General features: G+C 32.3%; 14 protein-coding genes. 4 read left to right on the forward strand and 10 right to left on the reverse strand.

From position 1 onward, the window contains the following. The 3 genes from DFR80_RS13060 to DFR80_RS13070 all read right to left on the reverse strand — a co-directional run. The coding region (locus tag DFR80_RS13060; RefSeq protein ID WP_147270192.1) for a transposase zinc-binding domain-containing protein at positions 1-515 on the reverse strand (515 nt) is incomplete at its 3' end. 7 nt (positions 516-522) lie between these two features. Next, on the reverse strand, positions 523-2,169 hold the full coding sequence (locus DFR80_RS13065; protein ID WP_114490221.1) for a DEAD/DEAH box helicase: 1,647 nt from the start codon (positions 2,167-2,169) through the stop codon (positions 523-525). A gap of 25 nt (positions 2,170-2,194) precedes the next feature. After that, complete coding sequence (locus DFR80_RS13070) at positions 2,195-2,503, reverse strand: hypothetical protein (RefSeq protein ID WP_114490222.1); 309 nt, start codon at positions 2,501-2,503, stop codon at positions 2,195-2,197. Positions 2,504-3,285: 782 nt separating this feature from the next. Between DFR80_RS13070 and DFR80_RS13075 the strand changes: the two genes are divergently transcribed. From DFR80_RS13075 to DFR80_RS13085, 3 genes are read left to right on the forward strand one after another with little or no spacing between them, the layout of a single operon-like run. Beyond that, positions 3,286-4,083 (forward strand): helix-turn-helix domain-containing protein, encoded by a 798-nt coding sequence (locus tag DFR80_RS13075; protein ID WP_114490223.1) that lies wholly within the window; start codon positions 3,286-3,288, stop codon positions 4,081-4,083. Positions 4,084-4,103: 20 nt separating this feature from the next. Further along, entirely contained in the window at positions 4,104-4,787 is a 684-nt protein-coding gene (locus DFR80_RS13080; RefSeq protein WP_158537722.1) for an AAA family ATPase, read from the forward strand. After that, on the forward strand, positions 4,774-6,327 hold the full coding sequence (locus tag DFR80_RS13085) for a DnaB-like helicase C-terminal domain-containing protein (protein WP_158537723.1): 1,554 nt from the start codon (positions 4,774-4,776) through the stop codon (positions 6,325-6,327). The genes DFR80_RS13080 and DFR80_RS13085 overlap by 14 nt, the downstream gene beginning before the upstream one ends. Positions 6,328-6,417: 90 nt before the next feature. Here DFR80_RS13085 and DFR80_RS13090 read toward each other — a convergent pair whose 3' ends face one another. Next, positions 6,418-7,338, reverse strand: coding sequence for an endonuclease NucS domain-containing protein (locus tag DFR80_RS13090; RefSeq protein WP_114490226.1), 921 nt, complete (start codon positions 7,336-7,338; stop codon positions 6,418-6,420). A 548-nt stretch (positions 7,339-7,886) separates the two neighbouring features. Here DFR80_RS13090 and DFR80_RS13100 point away from each other — a divergent pair. After that, positions 7,887-9,113 (forward strand): NAD(P)/FAD-dependent oxidoreductase, encoded by a 1,227-nt coding sequence (locus DFR80_RS13100; RefSeq protein ID WP_114490227.1) that lies wholly within the window; start codon positions 7,887-7,889, stop codon positions 9,111-9,113. Here the strand turns inward: DFR80_RS13100 and DFR80_RS13105 are convergent. The 6 genes from DFR80_RS13105 to DFR80_RS13130 all read right to left on the reverse strand — a co-directional run bounded on the left by DFR80_RS13105 (position 9,108) and on the right by DFR80_RS13130 (position 19,004). Continuing rightward, positions 9,108-11,204 (reverse strand): methyl-accepting chemotaxis protein, encoded by a 2,097-nt coding sequence (locus DFR80_RS13105; RefSeq protein WP_233493885.1) that lies wholly within the window; start codon positions 11,202-11,204, stop codon positions 9,108-9,110. The two genes, DFR80_RS13100 and DFR80_RS13105, sit on opposite strands and share 6 nt — an antisense overlap. Before the next feature lie 236 nt (positions 11,205-11,440). Next, on the reverse strand, positions 11,441-12,580 hold the full coding sequence (locus tag DFR80_RS13110; protein ID WP_114490228.1) for a hypothetical protein: 1,140 nt from the start codon (positions 12,578-12,580) through the stop codon (positions 11,441-11,443). A 137-nt stretch (positions 12,581-12,717) separates the two neighbouring features. After that, positions 12,718-14,172, reverse strand: coding sequence for a GntR family transcriptional regulator (locus tag DFR80_RS13115; RefSeq protein ID WP_114490229.1), 1,455 nt, complete (start codon positions 14,170-14,172; stop codon positions 12,718-12,720). Between the two features lie 40 nt (positions 14,173-14,212). Then, on the reverse strand, positions 14,213-16,957 hold the full coding sequence (locus tag DFR80_RS13120; RefSeq protein WP_114490230.1) for a cation-transporting P-type ATPase: 2,745 nt from the start codon (positions 16,955-16,957) through the stop codon (positions 14,213-14,215). 60 nt (positions 16,958-17,017) lie between these two features. Further along, the gene (locus DFR80_RS13125; protein WP_114490231.1) at positions 17,018-17,539 is read right to left on the reverse strand and encodes a type 1 glutamine amidotransferase domain-containing protein; all 522 of its coding nucleotides are present in this window, start codon (positions 17,537-17,539) and stop codon (positions 17,018-17,020) included. 82 nt (positions 17,540-17,621) lie between these two features. Further along, positions 17,622-19,004 carry a DUF2254 domain-containing protein gene (locus tag DFR80_RS13130; protein WP_114490232.1) on the reverse strand — a complete coding sequence of 461 codons (1,383 nt, stop codon included), beginning with the start codon at positions 19,002-19,004 and terminating at the stop codon, positions 17,622-17,624. Between the last annotated feature and the right edge of the window lie 86 nt (positions 19,005-19,090).

A 19,090-nucleotide genomic window follows, 5' to 3' on the forward strand; every position in this document is an offset into this window, starting at 1 on the left:
TGCACATGAGGGTTAAAGCTCATATCACGGCCAAAGGTATGAACTACTGTTATTATTCCAGCCTCATATTCATGAATTTTACCTTTTTTATCTATATATCGCTGAATTAATTCTGCTACTTTATCACTTAATTCTTTTATGATATCTCTCTGCCAGTAAATATATCCTCTTAACTCTTCAGGAACTGTAAACACCATATGTCTGTGGCTGACATCTAAGATCATATCAACCTGTTTGTCTACCCATTTATCTACATAGACTTTACCACATCTGGAGCAGAATCTACTTTTACAACTGAAGCTGACGATATGCTCTTGACCACAGTCCAAGCATTTATATTTAGCATAACCATTTTCTGGATTACCACATTTCATTGATTTTTCTACCTGATCAATTACATGGTTTAACATATCAGCCGGCACTCTGCCAGGAAGATGTTTAATCTTAAACTCTTCCCAGTGATCATTCAATATTGTTTTAACTTTAATACGTTTTCCTCTTTGTTTTGGGCTCATAATATTTTTATCCTTCTACAAAGTTATCCACATTCCTGCAAAAGCATAATTTCCTATATAATGAAACCAATTTAATAAGATTTTCTTTATTTTCTTTACTATCATCATTAAAATCTACATTTTCTTCAAGATATAACTTTTCAGGGTTTACCCAGTTAATTTTATCACGCCAATCATCGATGAAACTAACTATATAGGCCTCTTCAGTACCTCCAGCTTTGACTCCTCTAAGAGCTCTACCAATCATTTGAGTCATCAAAATAGTTGAAATGGTTGGCCTTGTTAAAAATACAGTCTCTACATTGGGGAGATCTACCCCCTCTGTAAGTATATTAACATTAACCAGAACATCAATTTCATCATTTCGAAATTTCTTCATCTTTTCATTATTATCCTCTTGAGAAATAGTTACTCCATGCTCATTTCTAATACTTGAGACAATGAATTCTGAAGACACTCCATTCCTATTGAATAATCGATTTAAAACTATTGCATGAGAAATATCGATTGTGAAAACTAATAGTTTTCCATACTTATCTTTGTTCTCTAAATAATGATCAACTATACGCTTATTTCTTTCCTTGCTTTGAGCAATCTTATCAGCAATATCACCTTTTAAATCAAATGATTGAATATTTTTTATATCTTGATCATTTAGTTCTTTGTAAATATCTAATTGAGTATTATATTCTTTAAAAATTGGAGCAGAAAGAATTCCCCTATTGATTAGCTGCTCTAAATCAACCTTAAACAGTATATCATCTTTAAAAATTTTCTTTAATAACCCCTGCTCCTCTTCGGAGGTTCTGAATGGTGTTGCTGTAAGACCAAGAATTGAAGATTTGCTAACATTTTCTTTAACAGCATCAATAATTTTTCTATAAGTTTTTGCAGCAGAATGATGGGCTTCATCAATAACAAGAAAGACTTCCTCATTATCATTCAGCCAATTATTAATTAAGTAATCCGTATTATAATATAAGCTGTCCTTGCTCGCAATTACAAAGTCATCATTTGGCTTCAGATTTACTGATCTATCATGCTGTCCAGAAATCATATGATATCTGAATTCCTTTTTGTTTTTTATTAGATCAGAATAAGCATTCTGATGCAGAGCATTAAATGCCTGATTTAATAGCTCATGTCTATGGGCAATCCATAATACTTTTTTATTTTGATCAACTGCATTTTTTAATAACCACTGCATAGCGGTCAAAGTTTTCCCTCCACCAGTAGGAATAGCCAAGATTCCTGAAAAATAACCTTTATTATTATAAATTTTATTCATTTCTTTTATGGCATCCTGCTGATGCAAATATAAGTTATATGGGCTTTTTGAATTTGAAACCTTTACTTTGCCAGAATTATCATTATAAAATTCACTTTTCGATTTGAAAGTAATATTATCATTATAGTCAATCTCATCCCAATTAATTTCTTTCTTAGTCCTGCTATTTTTTACAGTAACGAGATCATTTTCTCCTATATAGCCCACAATTAACTCCATAACCTTACTACTTCTTCTTTCATAATCTAATTTGCCTAGAAGCGTCTTAAACTTCATATAAGTTGTTCCTTTATCATCAACAGTATTTTTTATATCTGCAATTACTGTTTCAACTCTATTATGTAATTCACTCTGATTATCAGCCAAATCACTCACTCCATTTATATATTTTTTAATTATTAATAGGCATAAAAACTTCTTCTACAACTGACTCAGGAATCCACATATATTCAATTCCTTCTGTATTCTCGGGAAATTCCCAAAAATACCAATTACCTTTTCTATCCGTATCAAATTGATCAGTTTCCATTACACCTTCTAACCAGATTTCTTTAGCTACAATTAATTCGTCATCATTAATGATAGGCTTATTTGGGAACGCATCATTAATAGCCTTAAGCTTATATTTTCCACTTGGGAAACTGTAACCACAGTCTTTATATTCCTTGGCCAAATAATAATTTCCAACTTTAAATTCCATATTCATTCCTCCTGAATATAATCGGTATTCAAAAATAAAATATTAACTAATAAATCAAACTCTATGATTAGAGTTATTTATTAGATGACCCAAATATTCGTTATGAATTATTATTTGAAAGTTGATATTTGGGAAACCTAAAAATAATAATTTTACTAATTCCTAATTAATAGATTACTTATCTTTAAATAAAGAAATCTGTCATTTATCTTCTAATTATTATCTTCTACAAATACAGGATTATTCCTTTAATAGAATAATTTTGCGACATTAAATTACATAATTCTACATAATCATCTAATAATATTATTGATAAGTTACCAGTTAGCTTAAATTCAAAAATTAATTTTTTAAAATAATTAACTCTACTATATTAATTAATACCATATTCTTTAAAACCATAAACCATATAGAAACCTCATAAACGCCGTTCCAACAGCTTTAAAAGCAATTTAACCCCTATCATTAATTTGCTTAACCCTATTCACTGACTAGCTTTAACTCTTTGACCCTCTCTATTAATTTGCTTAATAAATGCTTAACCCTACTCATTCAATTGCTTTAGCTAAGTAAAGAAATTAGATGGAAATTTTTTCTTTGGAAATTATTGACATTAATAAAAATTAGTGATATAATTTAATTATACTAAAAATTAAATACCTAAATCAGCCAAACTATCAACTAAAAATTCAGCCATTACATTCATGCTAAGCAATCTACTAAACTATCAATCACACCACTTTTAGGTTAACTAACTCAAAAAGGTGGTGCTTTTTTATTTTATGTCAGAAAAACTAAAATATCCTGATCCATTAGCTAGAAAAAAATATAAGCTATATTTTCGATTAGAAACGAGAAATTTATCTAAGTTCTGGTCATTAACTCAAAAAGAAATGATGCTATTATTTAATATTTGGATCCAGAATAAGGAGAACCAAGAATTTTCATTCCCTGCTAACCAGCTTAATACGGTATCTGTTCCAAAAGAAAAAGACAGAAATGTTTCTGTTAAGATCTCTTCTCATTATAACTCAAAAAGCTTGGAGAGACTTCAGGAGCTGGGATTAATAAAAATAACTGGCAAGAGAAATAATTGTCATATTGAATACCCATTTCAACAAAATGATGATTTCCGCAATATTCCCCTAGCTGGTTATTATAATTGGCTTCTTAAAGCAGGTAAATCTTCAGGTTTTAAAACATTTATATATCTGCTTTTCGAATTATATAGAAAACCTAACTATAATTCTAGTGATGGATATGGGGTGAGAGAAATAAAAATTTCAGCTGCAGAAGTCGCCCAGGTACTTAATCTTAGTATCTCTTCTGCCCGCAGGCACTTAAAAAAGATTGCTGAATTAGAATTGCTTGAAGTCGAACATCAAGAGGGAAAAAAGAGTGTTTATACCCTCCCCCTGATATCTATCAAAACTAAAACTAATGATCCATCAGAAGATCCAGCGGAAGAAGTTTACTACGATTTAATAGAAAACAAAATCTGCACCAAAAAAGAACTAAAAAGAAAGTATGGAAAGAAATATGAGCAATATCTGAAAGATGGAAAATTTGAAAAACAATAAATTAGAAAGGATGAATTAAATTGAAAAAGAAAAATGAATATAACGCTTATTGGAGGAACTGGTTTAGAGCAAGTAATATTCCCCAAAACCTTTGGGGAAAGAAACTTAAAAAAGAAGTACTGAATTTGAAATTTGCAGACAGTGAAGTTAAATTTGAAGATATCTATTCGGTCATTTTAGATGCCTGGAAGAATGACGAAAATTACGGAATATTCTTTGTAGGCAAAAAGGGAAATGGGAAAACTCTTACTGCTGTAACAATAATGAAGAAATTGTTATTTGAGTTGGAAAAAGAAGACCGCAAAAAAATAGGTTTTATTGATTTATCTAACATGCTGCTTGAATATAAGCAAAGCTGGAATGGAAGTTTTGAGCAAAAAGCAGAAATAGCTGCTAAGCTACAAAAAATCAAAAAAATTCCGATCCTCGTAATTGATGAGTTTTTCCGTCATTATGCCGACTGGCAGCACGAAACTATAGATCTTTTGTTAAAATATCGCGATAGCCAATCATACATCACTATTATCACCAGTAATAACTCTATGTCAGAAATTGTTAAGAAAATTAATAGTGATGAAGACGAAATTATTTCAATACTTGGTAGTTATGACTCTGTTGAATTTCTCGGAAAAGATAGACGGATTCATTCAAATAGTCGGCTCAAATCAAAAATAGAAGGGAAAGATGTTAGTGGAAAAAATTAAGTTAAGAAGAATTATAATTGGTAAAGTATTAGCCGCTAATGATAGTAGAAATCTTCACCTTGTTAATGAAGAACTGCATGTTAGCGATTTTGGAGCAGGAATTGATTTTCGTGTTATATCCTATGCCCAAAGTTTTTTCAATAAACATGGACAAAAAATTAAACCAGCAGATCTATTAAATGATGTTAATTTAAAAAATGATTTTGTTAAACTTTCAGAAAAGCTAAAGAAGTTTTATCTTAGGAATAATGACACCTCTGAGTTAAAAAAACATTATGTTAAATTAGAAAATGAGAACCAACTACTTGACTCAAAAATTCTTGTAGAAATCCAGAAAAGATATGGTCTAATAAATGATTCTGACATATATTTTGAAGTTCAGGAAAAGTCATTAGAATATTTTATTTTAGAGTTAAAGAAGAAAATTAGACTAAATAATGTAATGAAAGAATATCATAAATTGGGTACAAAATTAGAACAGCTGCAAAATAATAATGAAGAACTACCAGATGGTTTCTTGAATTCTCTTTTGGAATCTACTCTTAAATCGGAAGAAGTTAAAAAGTTGAGTGAAAACACTAAAGATATTATGGATAGGCTATTGAAAAAAAGAAAATCTGGAAATTCAGTATTAATTCCTACCTATTTAGCAGATATCGATAATGAGTTCCTTGATGATGGCTTTCGGAATGGTGAATTAATCTTTACAGCTGCTAGACCAAGTGTCGGAAAAACTGCATTTGCACTAAATATCTTCTACCGCCAGATTTTGAATAGTCATAATGTAAAATATGTTACCTTAGAAAGCACTAAAGAACAGATTCTCCAGCGACTATTGACAATTCACTCAAACCACTTAAATAATTATGGGAAAAAAATTAGTTTGTCTGACTGGAAAGATGGTGGCTTTAATTTAGATGCAAAAAATAGTGAAACTAGAGAACAAATATTATTTGATTTTATCAAAAATCGATTTGCTCAACATGTAATAGACCTGTCAGATTATAGTTCGTTGTATAAATTAAAAGCTAAATTAACTCATCTAGCAACCCAGGATGATAGAGTTGAAATAATTCACATCGATCATATGCACGAATTAGACGGAAATGGAACTGATCTAACAACTTTCTTTAGAAAAGCATTCATGGAGTTACGAAATGAAGTTGCTCGCAAATATGATCAGGCTCTTAATGTAATAGTTCAATTGAAAAGACAGGGAAAAAAGGATGAAAAACCTGGTATTGACAGTATCAAATATAGTGGTATTGCTGAACAAATTGGAGATTTTGTGATAATACTTGACCGTGAAGATTATGGAAAATCAGAAAAAGAAAAATCTAATTTTGAAGATGATAACTTACTTGAAGTTAATTTTGGGAAATCTAGAGACGGAAAAACAGGAAGAACTAATCTTAAATTTTATAAGGATAAAATGTATATAACTAATTTTTCTCTAATTGATGAGCTAGAAGCTGTACCAGATTATAATGCAGAAAACAATCAATCTGAAGAAATAAATCAATTTTTATTCTGGGACTAAAAAATCCAGGTATGGAGTATATTATGTTCCATGCCTGGATTTATTTATAAATACTTTTTCAAAAATCTAGTTCTCTTAATTAGAATAATATTAAAATACTTGAATATGACCTTCATCACCATAATTTATCTTATCAGCAATTGAAAATCCGACATCTTCTCTAACTAAATCTTCAACTTTATTTCTTCGAGCTATTTTGCCAAAACCTTTTAAAAAATCAACTTTAATTGTCTTTTTATTTACCCACATTTTGATAATATTCGTTCCATCTGTCTTAAAAACAATATATGACTGATTAGCAACAGGATAATCAAAATGATGAATCTCCTGTAATGCTTGAATATATGCTTTAGCAACTTCTTGTGTCTGCAAATCCCCCTTCTGCACATGATATTCGACTGAATACTGACTATTTAATATAGGTTTATTAACAGAAAAATCTTCAAAAGACCTATCCTCTAGCACCTCCAAAGATTCATCTTCATATCTCAAAATTGGTACTATCTTCACATCGATATTCTTACATCTCATCCATGAACAAGCAAGATTCAATTTTTCATTATCACCTGTTCCAATTAGAATAATTCGCTGATCATTGTTTATATAGCTGATGTCCACATCGAGAAAAGCATCTAATTTCTTTTCAAAGTTTACATGCTTATTGATCAGTTTATAATAACAATCTTCATATAGTTCCTTTATGTCAGAAATATCCCATTTACTAACAATCGCTGCATATTTAACTGTCTGAAAATCTGCATCAGTACCATAAGAGGTAAACGAGGATTTAAGCTCTATGATAACCATTTTTCCTTCTTTATCAATTGCTAAAATATCAATAGTATCTAAATAATTTTCAACTTGTATCTGTCTACCAACAATTAAAAGTTCTTCTTCAACAATTTTATTTAAATCTTCATTCGAAAATAAAATATCTTCCATTTCATTTTCAGATTTAAAATTGATAACATCAGCATATTCATAATTTTTTGAATTTTTATATAGTCTCATTATCTTATCTCCTTTATTTTGTTTTAATTTTATAGCCTCCTCACAGATTTATAGAGTAATATAATTAGAATTTAATTTGCATTTAGAATCCCATTCAATTATAATTATTTTACTGACATTTAGAGTCTAAAATCCTGCCAATCCTGCCGAAAGGGTTGGTAATGGCTGGTAATATATGACATCTAAACCATAGGATGACTTGGTAAAATTTTATAATGACTGATATAACGGGATTCTTGAGAAGGCTATGATCTTGTAATTGGTGTTATTTTTAAGCAGGACGGATTCAAAATCCGTTGTCCTCACGGACGTGTGGGTTCGAGTCCCACCTTCGGCACCAGTTTAATACATATCAACACTTATAACACTATTTTAAGTCTCCTTTTTAGGAGATTTTTTTAGTTTTTAAATAGATTAATTGACTGCTCTTCTTGTAAAAGTACTAAAAAATCCAGAATGAAGACAGGCATAACTAAACTCTATTAAAATCAGGTAATCTTATATTTTTATCTCGAAGCACAAAATCATAAATACGGAGGAATGAAAAAATGAAAGCTGATTTAATTATTGCAGGTGCTGGACCAGCAGGACTATTTGCTGCCATTCAGGCTGCAGAAAATAATGAAAATAAAAAAATCATAATCTTAGAAAAAAACTCCAGTGCCGGCAAAAAACTTTTGATCAGCGGCTCCGGACAGTGCAATTTGACCCATGAAGGAGATATTGCTCAGTTTTTTGATCATTATGGAGAAAACCATAATTTCCTTCTGGGGGCCCTTTATACCTTTGATAATCAAAAGCTAATGCAATTTTTTAAAGATAGAGGAATTAATTTTGAAACAGCCAGAGGTGGTAAGATTTTCCCTAAGTCAAATCAGGCTTCAGATATTTTAAATGTTTTATTAAAAGAAATAAAAAATAGAAATATCGAAATAATCTATAATTCAGAAATAAAAAAGATTAGGCAAAAAAATAAATTTTTTGAAATTAAAACTATAGCTCAAACTCTTAAAAGTAAATATTTTCTACTTGCAGCAGGTGGAAAATCATTCCCGAAAACGGGATCAACCGGTGATGGTTTTAAGATTGCCAGCAGTCTAGGCCATAATATTGTGGAACCCCGCCCTGCTCTGGCACCTGTAATTATTAAAGACTATAAATTTAAAATGCTGAGTGGAATTTCGCTCAGAAATAAAGAAATTTCTCTCTGGAGGAATGATGAATTATTAAAAAGATGGAAAGATGATCTGCTGCTAACCCACAGAGGCCTCTCCGGTCCCGGAATAATTAATTATTCGCGTTATATGCAGCAGGGTGATGTTATCAAAATCAAGCTCTTAAATTATTCTAAAGAAGAATTAGAGGATAATTTAATCAAAAAAATTAGAAGAGAGGGCAGATTAAACCTGCTTAATCTGTTAATTAAATATCCGCTGGCCCAGAGGTTGATTGAAAAAATACTTGAACTTGCAGATATTGATGGCAGTCAGAATGCTGCTCACTTAAAGAAAGAAGAAAGAAAAGAAATTGTTGAATTGTTTTCCAGTCTGGAATTTAAGATTAAATCTCTTGCTGATTTTAATCGATCAATGGTTACCAGAGGTGGGATTGACCTCAGTCAGATCAATCCCCAAACTATGGAATCCAGAATTATTGCTAACTTTTTTGCTGCAGGAGAAGTTTTAGACATTGATGGTGATACAGGTGGTTACAATCTGCAGGCTGCATTTTCTACTGCTTATGCAGCAGGAACTGAGATTTCTCAAAGATTATAAATTAAACTGATCAATGGCTTTTTTAAGTTCATCAGCCATATCAGAGAGTTGATCGGCAGCGTTTACGATTTCAGCAGTAGATGCAGACTGCTCTTCGCTGGCAGCAGCTACCTCTTCGGAATTACTGGCAGCTTCTTCACTAACAGATGCAATTTCTGAAATAGTAGAATCAACAAGTTCACTATTTTGATTAACCTGTTCTGCTTTTTTGGAAATAATTTCTATTAATCTCCTTAATTCTGCTGCCGCCTGATTGATTTTGCTGAACGAATCACCTGTTTCATCAATTGCATTAACACTATTATTAACTACTTTTTCTGTAGTATTCATTTTGGCTACTGCATTTTCTACTCCAGTTTGAATTTCCTTGATTAAAGAGCCAATTTGATCAGTAGCATTCGAAGATTCTTCAGCAAGTTCCCTGATTTCATCAGCTACAACCGAAAATCCTCTACCAGCTTCACCAGCTCTTGCCGCTTCTATGGCTGCGTTTAAAGCAAGTAAATTAGTCTGTTCTGCAATTCCATTAATCAACTGCACTATTTCTCCAATTTTTGCCGAAAGTTTTCCCAGATCATTTATGCCACTGGAGACTTCAGCCGAATTATCCTTTACTTTCTCAATCTGTACTACCGAATTATTAATTGAACTACTCCCATTTTCTATACTGTTCATTACAGTATCCGCCTGTGAATTCATATCAACCGAAATACTGTTAATTTTTGAAATCTGATCAATCAATTGATTAATAATACTGCTGGCTTCTTCAACTTGAGCTGACTGTTCTTCAGCTCCAGAAGCTACCTGTTGAATAGAATCTCCTACCTGATCTGCAGAAACCGCAACTTCTTCACCAGAAGCAGATAGTTCCTGACTGGATACCGAAAGGCCGGCAGCAATATCTGATACATTTTCAATAATAAGTTTTAAATTGTCCAGCATCTTATTTAAAGAAACTGCCAGGGTCCCAATTTCATCATTAGATTTAATCTTAATTTTATCAACAGCCAGATTTCCTGAGGAAATTTCTTCTGCCATTTCAACTGCTTGCGCGATTGGTCTAGTTATTTTGCTAGAGAAAAAATATGCAATAACAATTACCAGGAGAGCTATAATTAAAATGATGATTAGAGTATTATTATTCATAGAGTTTATTTCCGCAAACGCTTCATTTTTGTCAATTTCAGCAATAATGGCCCAGTCAATCTCTTTAATATCAAGGTTAGAATAAGAACTTAAAACTTCTACTCCCCGATAGTCTTTAATAATTTGACTCCCCTCATTACCTGCTAAAGCCTGATTAACAGCCAGGGTGTTAATTTCCTTTTTTAATATTTCATTTAAATCTGTAAATCTAGAATTAGAACGCATCAGCCTCTCTTCTCCAACCAGATATGTTTCTCCACTCTCTCCCAGTCCAGAAACACCTCCCATTATTCGGTTAATCGGCTGTGTTGAAATCTGAAGAACAGCTACTCCAATTATTTTTTCACTCTCCAGTATCGGAGCTGCTACAAATTGGGCCGGGGAGTTTACCGGTGCGTAATATTGATAGTCTACCAGCGAAACTTTACCCTGTATTGCCTGTTTATATGCCTCTGCCAGATTTGAATCTGCTAAATCTCCTTTAGTTAAGTTTTGAGCTAAATCACTATTTTGAGACTGAGAAAAAATAATATCCCCTTCCGGGTTAATTAAAAATATATCATTATAGTTATTTTCTTCTGCATATGTATTAAAATAAGGACCAAATTGTTCGATAAAAATTTGATACATTACACCCTCAGAGCCGCCGGATGAAAAAGCATTATTAAAATTATTAAAAGCATCAATTATAATCGGGGTCCTACTTAAAACCTCCACATCTCCCTTAATATCATTATAAAAAGTCTCAATTTGATTGGCTTTATTTGTCCGGATTGAATCTAACTGATTAAAATTAGCCTCTCTAAGTGCTTCACTGCTCTGATTGGTAATTACATATCCCAGTAAGGTAATTGGAATTAAACTAATTGCCAGCATAATAAAAATCAACTTATAATTTAAACTTAAACTAAAACCACTCTTATTCTCCTTTGTTTTTGTTATCACCTTAAATTCCTCCCACTAGATTATCCTTCTATAAAATTATATAAAACTATTTAATCATAATTTTACTCTATTATCAATTTAAATATTTTTTCTGTATATTATTTAGATATTTAGAAGATATTACATTTTTAAATAAAATTAAGCATCAGTCACCAGTAAATATACCTCTGGTAACTGATGCAGATTGACTGTGCTTATTAAAAATAATTTTATTTTTTTAACGGCTCAGAAATAAGCTAATATCTAAAAATAGCAGCTATATCACTCTCAACAGGCATTTCTTCACTATCTAAAGGATAAACTTCTCCACCATTAACAAGTGTCTCAACTGCGGCAAAGTTATAAAGATCATAGTCTTTATTATTACCCATTGTCTTAATTTCGTTCTCATCTTCAACAAAAACTCCGGCTTTTTCCGCTCTCTTATTTAAAAAGAGAATATCAATCTTACTGTAATGAGCAGCTTCAACTATATCTTCTAAATTACTGGCTGTTTTTTCAGTTGCCTGAAGTTCAAGGTATCTTTCCTTGTCCTTATTTAAATAATCATGAAGATGCGGTTCCACAATCTGCCAGCTATTTTGAAGAAGTTCTTTTTTGTTCATCTGTCTGGAGTTACCACTTAAATTAGCTGCCAGTAAATTATCATAATTATTTATATTTTTATAAAGGGAAAAGACACTGTCATCAGCGGCTACCACTAAATAATTATTTGAGTCTTTCAATTCTCTGTTAATGACCCTGTCAATTTCTTTGAGATAGTGGATCAAATCTTCATTATCATCATCTGAGGCTGCTCCCTGTCCATGGAATACCGATGAGCCTCCTGCTGTATTAACAGACTGATATTTTTCTGCTGCCTCTTCATCTAAATTTAAAAATTCTTTAATATTAGCCGGCATTTCTTCTACATTAACTTCTTCTATTTTATTACGATCAGCCAAATACAGCTGACTATGGTTGGGGCTTAAAGCAAGCAAATAATACTGCTGATTATCCTTTAACTCTGCAATCAGCTGTTTTAAATTAAAACTGTAACTTACATGAGATTTATCATAGGTATCAACTGCGAGTTTGTAATGTTCAAATCTATCAGGTGAAATAAATACTGCCAGGCCTTCATTTTGTTCCTGCCAGAAAGCACTATCTGCAGCCAGAGTGTAAGCCTGATTTAGAAATTTATCAACATCTCGCTGCTTGAAGTCCCAGTTCTCTTCTAATTTTTCTTCAACTTCCTGCAGCAAATTTTTGAATTCAATTTCGAGCTTTTTAAATTCTCCTTTATGAACCGCCTTAGTTGACATATAAATTGAAACACAGGGACTCTCCTGACATTGAATTAGATCCTTTAAAGTTTCCAGTTTAATTTCTGTCATCTTTTTAACCCCCTATTAAATTTAAATATACTACTCACTACTTCTTGACTACTACTAAGACAAATATTAAAAAAGAATTTAAGTATCTTTTCTATAATTATATTTTATCAAAAATTTATAAAATATAAAGTTATTTTTTAACTGATAAACTGCCAATATACTTTTGCCAGAGCCATAACTCCCTGTTTAATTGAAAACTGATTTAATGTTGCCGGCGAAATAATTAATTGACTGCTCTCATCTCTGGCGGCAAAATTCCAATATAGAGGAAGCAGAATAGAATTTTTCTCAGCAAAAACTTTAAAATCATGTTGATTTATTGATTGATTAAGGACTAATTTTAGATAAAACAGAGAATTGTTTTCTACAGCCTGCACTCCCCGAAAATGTTCTTTTACATTTTCAGCCAGTAAAAGCTTTTTGTTTTTCAGTCTCTGCTTTAATAACTTAAGTCTCTTTTTTAAATAACCGTTATTAAGATAATAACTCAGCAGATTATAAACTAAATTATCTCCTGCGGAAAAGCTGTTTTGGGACAAATATTTAGTTAAAGAATACTTATCAATAATTTTTAGTCCCTTATCTCTGCTTAAATCTTTTTCTTTAAGATAAACCAATCCCATTTTTAAGCCCGGAAAAACTCTTTCTGTAAGCCCCTGAATCAAAATTATTTGATCTGCAAATTTAGAATCTAATAACTCTTTGATTTTAGGATTTTGTTGATAAAATCCAAAATACTCAAAAATAATTAGCTTGAATTTTAACATTCGGGCCAATTCCAGCAGTGATTTAAGCTTTGAAAGGCTCCAATCCAGCACTCCATCAGCTGTCGATTCATCACTAATAAATAAATAATCAATTTTATTTTCTTCCAGGTAATCCATTAAACTCTCATAATCAGATGGGCTCAGATAAAAATTAAGTTCAGCTTCCGAATCAAAACCAATCTGAAAATTATTTTTTTCAGAACCCATACTTGCTAGATTAAAAAAATTATTAAAAACTGAAATATTATTTTCTCTGGTAAAAAGGAATTCCTTTTTACCTCTAACTATTTCACTCATAATATCCCTTAAACCTGTTTCCGAACTATAAAATAATTTATTTTTATTTAAATCTGAATACTGGTCCTGGAGAAATTTAAAATAAGAATTATCAGATGCAATACTGCTAAAAACATTCCCCTTAAACTCTGAGTAAAAACGGTCAAAAATTAAGTCCCAGGAATACTCTTCTAAAAATTCCCCTGTATTTTCAGCCCCACTGAAATCAATTATTTTGCTAGGAGCGGAAAACTTTTTAGAACTCAAAATTCTCAGGCGATGATCATCACTGTTGCTTTTTAAAGCTGCAGCAGGAGCTATATAACTCCCACTGCCTTCTTTTTTGTAGATTAAATTTTCGACTGCCAGAAGATCATACGCCTTGACAACTGTTTCTGTATTAACATTCAACCGGGAAGCAAGCTTTCGAATTGAAGGCATCTTGGTATCTGGTGTATACTTATCTGCCAGAATTTCTGCCCTGATTGCCTCATAGATCTGGATATATAAATTTTCTTTGCCATCTCTTTTTAATTTAATATTAAACATTTAGCTTACCCCCATTATAATCTACTTTTAAAATTATCTTTTATTCGGTTTCAGTTCTTCTTTTGAAAAACTTGATAACTTCATGACCAATCAAGAAAATACCTCCAGCAATTACAACTCTTCCCCAGTCAGCTATGGTAACTCCTGCAAAACCAAGAAAACTATTGACTGGTGAATAAATAATTAATAAAACCATGGCAATTGAGATTAAGATTGAATAAAGCATTTTGGTATTGCTAAAGAAATTTTTGTTAAAAATACTCTTATATTCATATCTGCGGGACATAATATTAACCCACTGAGAAAAAGCAATTGTTAAAAATGAAATGGTTGTTGCTCGAGCATAGATTTGGGTTCCCGCTCTAACTGCGGCTGACTGATCGTTAATAAATAAATAGAAATTAGTAAAAGCCAATCCCCCCATCAGAATAGCCAGAAACATTATCTCACTAAAACTGTTCTTATTAACTATATGATCATCCTGTTTACGAGGTGGTGATTTCATTAAATGTTCTGAAGCCGGATCAAAAGTTAGTGCTGTCAGTGGTAAAATTTCAGCTAAAAGGTCAATTGAAAGTATCTGAATAGCTAAAATTGGGATTGGAGTCCCCAGCATTGCTGCAGCTAAAAGACCCAGCAGCACAATTGTTAGTTCAGCTCCGTTTGTTGTAAGAGAAGCAATTACTGTTTTCTTCAGATTATTGTAAATTGTTCTACCCTCTTTAATTGCATAAACTAAAGTTGGATAGCTATCATCGAGCAAAATTAATTCCGAGGCCTCTTTAGAAACATCTGTCCCCATCTGTCCCATAGCAACTCCGATATGAGCACTTTTTAGTGCCGGTGCATCATTTACTCCATCTCCAGTAACCGCAACAATTTTCTGCTGCTCTTTTAGATTTTTAACAATCCTTAATTTATCTTCCGGAGAAACTCTGGAAAATATTAGAGATTCATTTTGTTCCATTTTCTCCTGCAGAACATCTTCGCTCATTGCTTCTAAATCTTCACTGGTAAATACAGGCACCTCATTTTCATCAACAGAAAGACTTATTTCTTTTCCTACTGCTTGGGCTGTAATTGCGTGATCACCAGTCATGATATAGGTATCAATATGCGCAGCATGAGATTCCTGAATAGCCTCTTTAACACCTTCTTTCGGTGGATCAATCATAGCAACCAGACCTAAAAAGATAACATCTTTTTCAATCTCTTCTAATACATAATCTGTTTCATCATCTTCTAATTTACGATAGGCTATTGCCAGTACCCGCATTGCATCTTTAGAATATTTTTCATTTAATTTATTTAATCTTTCTTTATCTTCCTCAGTTATTTCTACTACGTCACCATTTTTTAAGATATGTTTGGAAATAGAAAGTACACTTCCTAAGGCACCCTTCATCTTAAGATAATTGCCATCTTCGAATTGTCTGATTGAGCTCATTCTTTTGCGATCAGAATCAAAACTAAACTCATGTAACTCAGGATTATCTTCATCTTCAGTAGGAGAACGGGTACCAAGTTTAGTTGAAAGAGTAATTAAAGCCGCTTCTGTTGGATCACCAATTGCATACCAACCAGGATGCTCCTCATCTGGCTCATGAATCTCAGCATTAGAAGCCATGGTTGCAGCATCAAAAATAATCTCCATTTCTGCAATCTCTTCTTCAGTTAAAGGATCCCCATCTTCACCTATTAATTCTCCTTCTGGCTCATAACCAAGTCCGGTCACTTGATACTCACTACCATCAAAAAACACCTTTTTAACTGTCATCTCATTTTTGGTCAGGGTTCCGGTTTTGTCTGTACAGATTACATTTGTGGAGCCTAAAGTTTCGGCAGAAGAAAGTTTCTTAACTACCGCATTTTTTTCTGCCAGACGATCAACTCCCTGAGATAAAGCAACTGTTACCTGCATTGGGAGAGCCTGTGGTACAACAGCAACAGCTATCCCCAGAGCATAAATCAAAGCAAAATCTAATCCATAACCCTGATAAATACTAACTCCAAATAAGGCAAGGGCAATAATTACTGCAAAAGTGGCAATCTTATTTGCTACAGACTGCAGCTCAGACTGGAGAGGAGATTTAGACTTATCTTCTTCCTGTGTCATAGAAGCAATTTTTCCCATTTCGGTTTCCATACCGGTCCTAACAACAACACCTTTAGCTGAGCCAGAGGCTACTGTGGTGCCTAAGTAAGCCATATTATCTCTATCAGCAAGAGGCCTTTCTTCCTCAATATGATTGGACTGTTTTTCTTGAGGCATTGATTCTCCAGTCAATGAAACATCATTTGTCCTTAAATTAAATGACTCAATAATTCTTAAATCAGCTGGAATCTTATCTCCTTCTTCCAGACTGACAATATCTCCAACAACCAGCTCTTCCTGGGCAATTTCCCCAATCTGATCATCTCTGATAACCTTAGAAGGAGACTTAACCAGTTTATTTAACGAATCCATAATCTTTTCTGCTTTATATTCCTGGCGAAAACCTATAACCGAATTAATTACAGCAATAATAACCATAATTGTACCATCACGATAACTTCCAATTGCAAAGGACATAACTGCAGCTACTAAAAGTAAAATTACTAGAACATCCTTAAACTGTTCTAAAAAAATTTTAAATAGTGATTTATCTGCTTTTGCCTGCAGTACATTCTTGCCATCTCTGGCAAGTCTTTTATCTGCTTCAGACTGAGACAGCCCTTTTTTTGATGTTTTCAAATCATCTAAAATATCGACTGCTTTCTGTCTGTAAAACTCTTCTTCTGCCATATGATCACCTCTTTATATATTTTGAAGTAAATCTAAATTACAAATTAAATTGCCAAACAATTAATCAGCCAGTGCTGCCACCAGTTCCCTGCAGTAAGCTGGAATATCTTTAACAACTCTACCCCAGACTATGTTTCCATCTCTAAAAGCTGGCTTGTCAACCCAGCGGCCTCCGGCATTAATAATATCATCTTTAATACCCTCAGATCCAGTAGCTTTACCATTTACTATACCAGCAGATATTCCTACCAGACCGGCATGACAAATTAAACCAATTATTTTTCCTTTCTCATAATTCTGACGTACCAGCTTAACTACATTTTTATCTCTTCTAATTTTATCTGGTGTCCAACCACCAGGTACTAAGACTCCATCATAGTCTTTATCTAATACTTCTGCAGCAGTAAAATCCGACTTTTTAGTCAGACAGCCATGTTTGCTGCTATATTCTTTATTTTTTTCCATCCCTATCACATCTACACTGGCACCTTCTTCTATCATTCGCATATAGACAACCCAGAATTCAAGATCCTCATAACCCGGACCAATTAACATTGCAATATTTTTACCCTTTAATTTCATTCTTAGCTCACCTCTGATTTAATGTTTTAATCTTTGTAAATAAGCATAACAATAATTAATTAGTTTTTAAGTTAAAAGCTTACTAATTGATTTTAAAACTTTCCACCTGAAAATATTTTTCTCTTTCTTCTTTATTGCCAGTCTCCTTTGCCAGTCTATAAATTTTATGATTTAAGAATTTTTTGTCTTCCTGTTCCAGTACATTTTTATCAAAACCTCCCAATATATAATGGCTAAATTTCCAGACCTGTTCTTTAATATCTTTAGGACTACCTTCTGCAATAATTACCAGGGCATCAATTATTGAGCCAGCAACAGATACATCCTGATTACCATAATGACTTAACTGATAAAAAGTTTTATAAAGCAGATCCCAGAAAGAAATATCTTCTAAAATAAAACAGAGCTCATCTTTATCATTATAATAATAAGTATTTTCCAAATTGGCGACTGCAATCCGGGACAGAACCCATCCCAGCTGATTGATACAAAAAATAGCTGTATTAGGATCATTAATACCGGGAGAAATCGCTCTTAAGGCCACTTCGGTCAATTTTAAAAGTCCAAATTCGATATCATTTTTTTTACTTCTTTCATTATTGATTACCAGATTATCAATAATTTTATTTTCGATGGTTTCAATTTCCTCTTTCTCAAACTCTTCCACTTCCTGATTCAGCTGCCAGAATTTAAAAACAATTGTATTCTCAGTTACATAATCACCAATCATTTTTTCAGCTCTAATTATTATGTCATATTCATCTGCCAGCTTGGTTAGCTCAATATCATAGATAACCTGAATATAACCACTTTGCTTTGGGTGAACATCATATGATTTGTGATCAAGCTTTTCTTTTAAATTCTCTGGAGGATCATTACGAATCTGATCATTACTATTATTTCTAGCCTCAATGGAATCAACAATCTCTATAACTTCTTCCTTAAGATTTTCTATTAATAAATTAACCTGAACAGAATTAGCAGCATGATGAATAAAATAAACAAAATATCCCAGACAGACAATTGCTACAATAACACCTATCATTGCAGAAAAAATTGTAGATTCTCCACTTCCCTGCAGGCTATCATCAATAAAAAGAAGAGTTAAAATTGAATAAATAAAACCTGCAATAAAAATACCCAGCACTTTTAAAGTTACTTTGTTTTTTAGAAAATCTTGCATTGTTCTTGGAGAAAATTGTGAGGAATACATAGTCAGCACTACCATAATAGTGGAAAAAGAAACTGTAATCATAGCAAATAAAGAGCCAGCTATAGTTGATAAAATTGTTTTTGATAGATCATAGGAAGTGAAAAAATAAGATGGAAGTACATTTACCAGGGTCTCTGTATACTGATATTCAATAAATATTACCAGAATTGAAAGCAGAGTAGCTGCAATAGCATAAATTGAAGGTATAAAGTATATTTTATTTTCTATATTATGTAAAAATTTAAATTTCAAAACTACACTTCCTTTCCTGCAGAATCAAAATGCTTCTAACAATTAATTTCAACATAGTTACTAAATCTCCTTTTTTTCTTGATAAA

Origin of the sequence: Halanaerobium sp. ST460_2HS_T2, from assembly GCF_003337665.1 — a bacterium.
Lineage (GTDB): Bacteria > Bacillota > Halanaerobiia > Halanaerobiales > Halanaerobiaceae > Halanaerobium > Halanaerobium kushneri.

Excerpts from the sequence above, each read along its gene's own strand:
- DFR80_RS13125 (WP_114490231.1), bottom strand. The coding sequence starts at position 17,539 with ATGAAATTAAAGGGTAAAAATATTGCAATGTTAATTGGTCCGGGTTAT.
- DFR80_RS13100 (WP_114490227.1), top strand. The coding sequence starts at position 7,887 with ATGAAAGCTGATTTAATTATTGCAGGTGCTGGACCAGCAGGACTATTT.
- DFR80_RS13090 (WP_114490226.1), bottom strand. The coding sequence starts at position 7,338 with ATGAGACTATATAAAAATTCAAAAAATTATGAATATGCTGATGTTATC.
- DFR80_RS13075 (WP_114490223.1), top strand. The coding sequence starts at position 3,286 with ATGTCAGAAAAACTAAAATATCCTGATCCATTAGCTAGAAAAAAATAT.
- DFR80_RS13070 (WP_114490222.1), bottom strand. The coding sequence starts at position 2,503 with ATGGAATTTAAAGTTGGAAATTATTATTTGGCCAAGGAATATAAAGAC.
- DFR80_RS13110 (WP_114490228.1), bottom strand. The coding sequence starts at position 12,580 with ATGACAGAAATTAAACTGGAAACTTTAAAGGATCTAATTCAATGTCAG.
- DFR80_RS13115 (WP_114490229.1), bottom strand. The coding sequence starts at position 14,172 with ATGTTTAATATTAAATTAAAAAGAGATGGCAAAGAAAATTTATATATC.
- DFR80_RS13120 (WP_114490230.1), bottom strand. The coding sequence starts at position 16,957 with ATGGCAGAAGAAGAGTTTTACAGACAGAAAGCAGTCGATATTTTAGAT.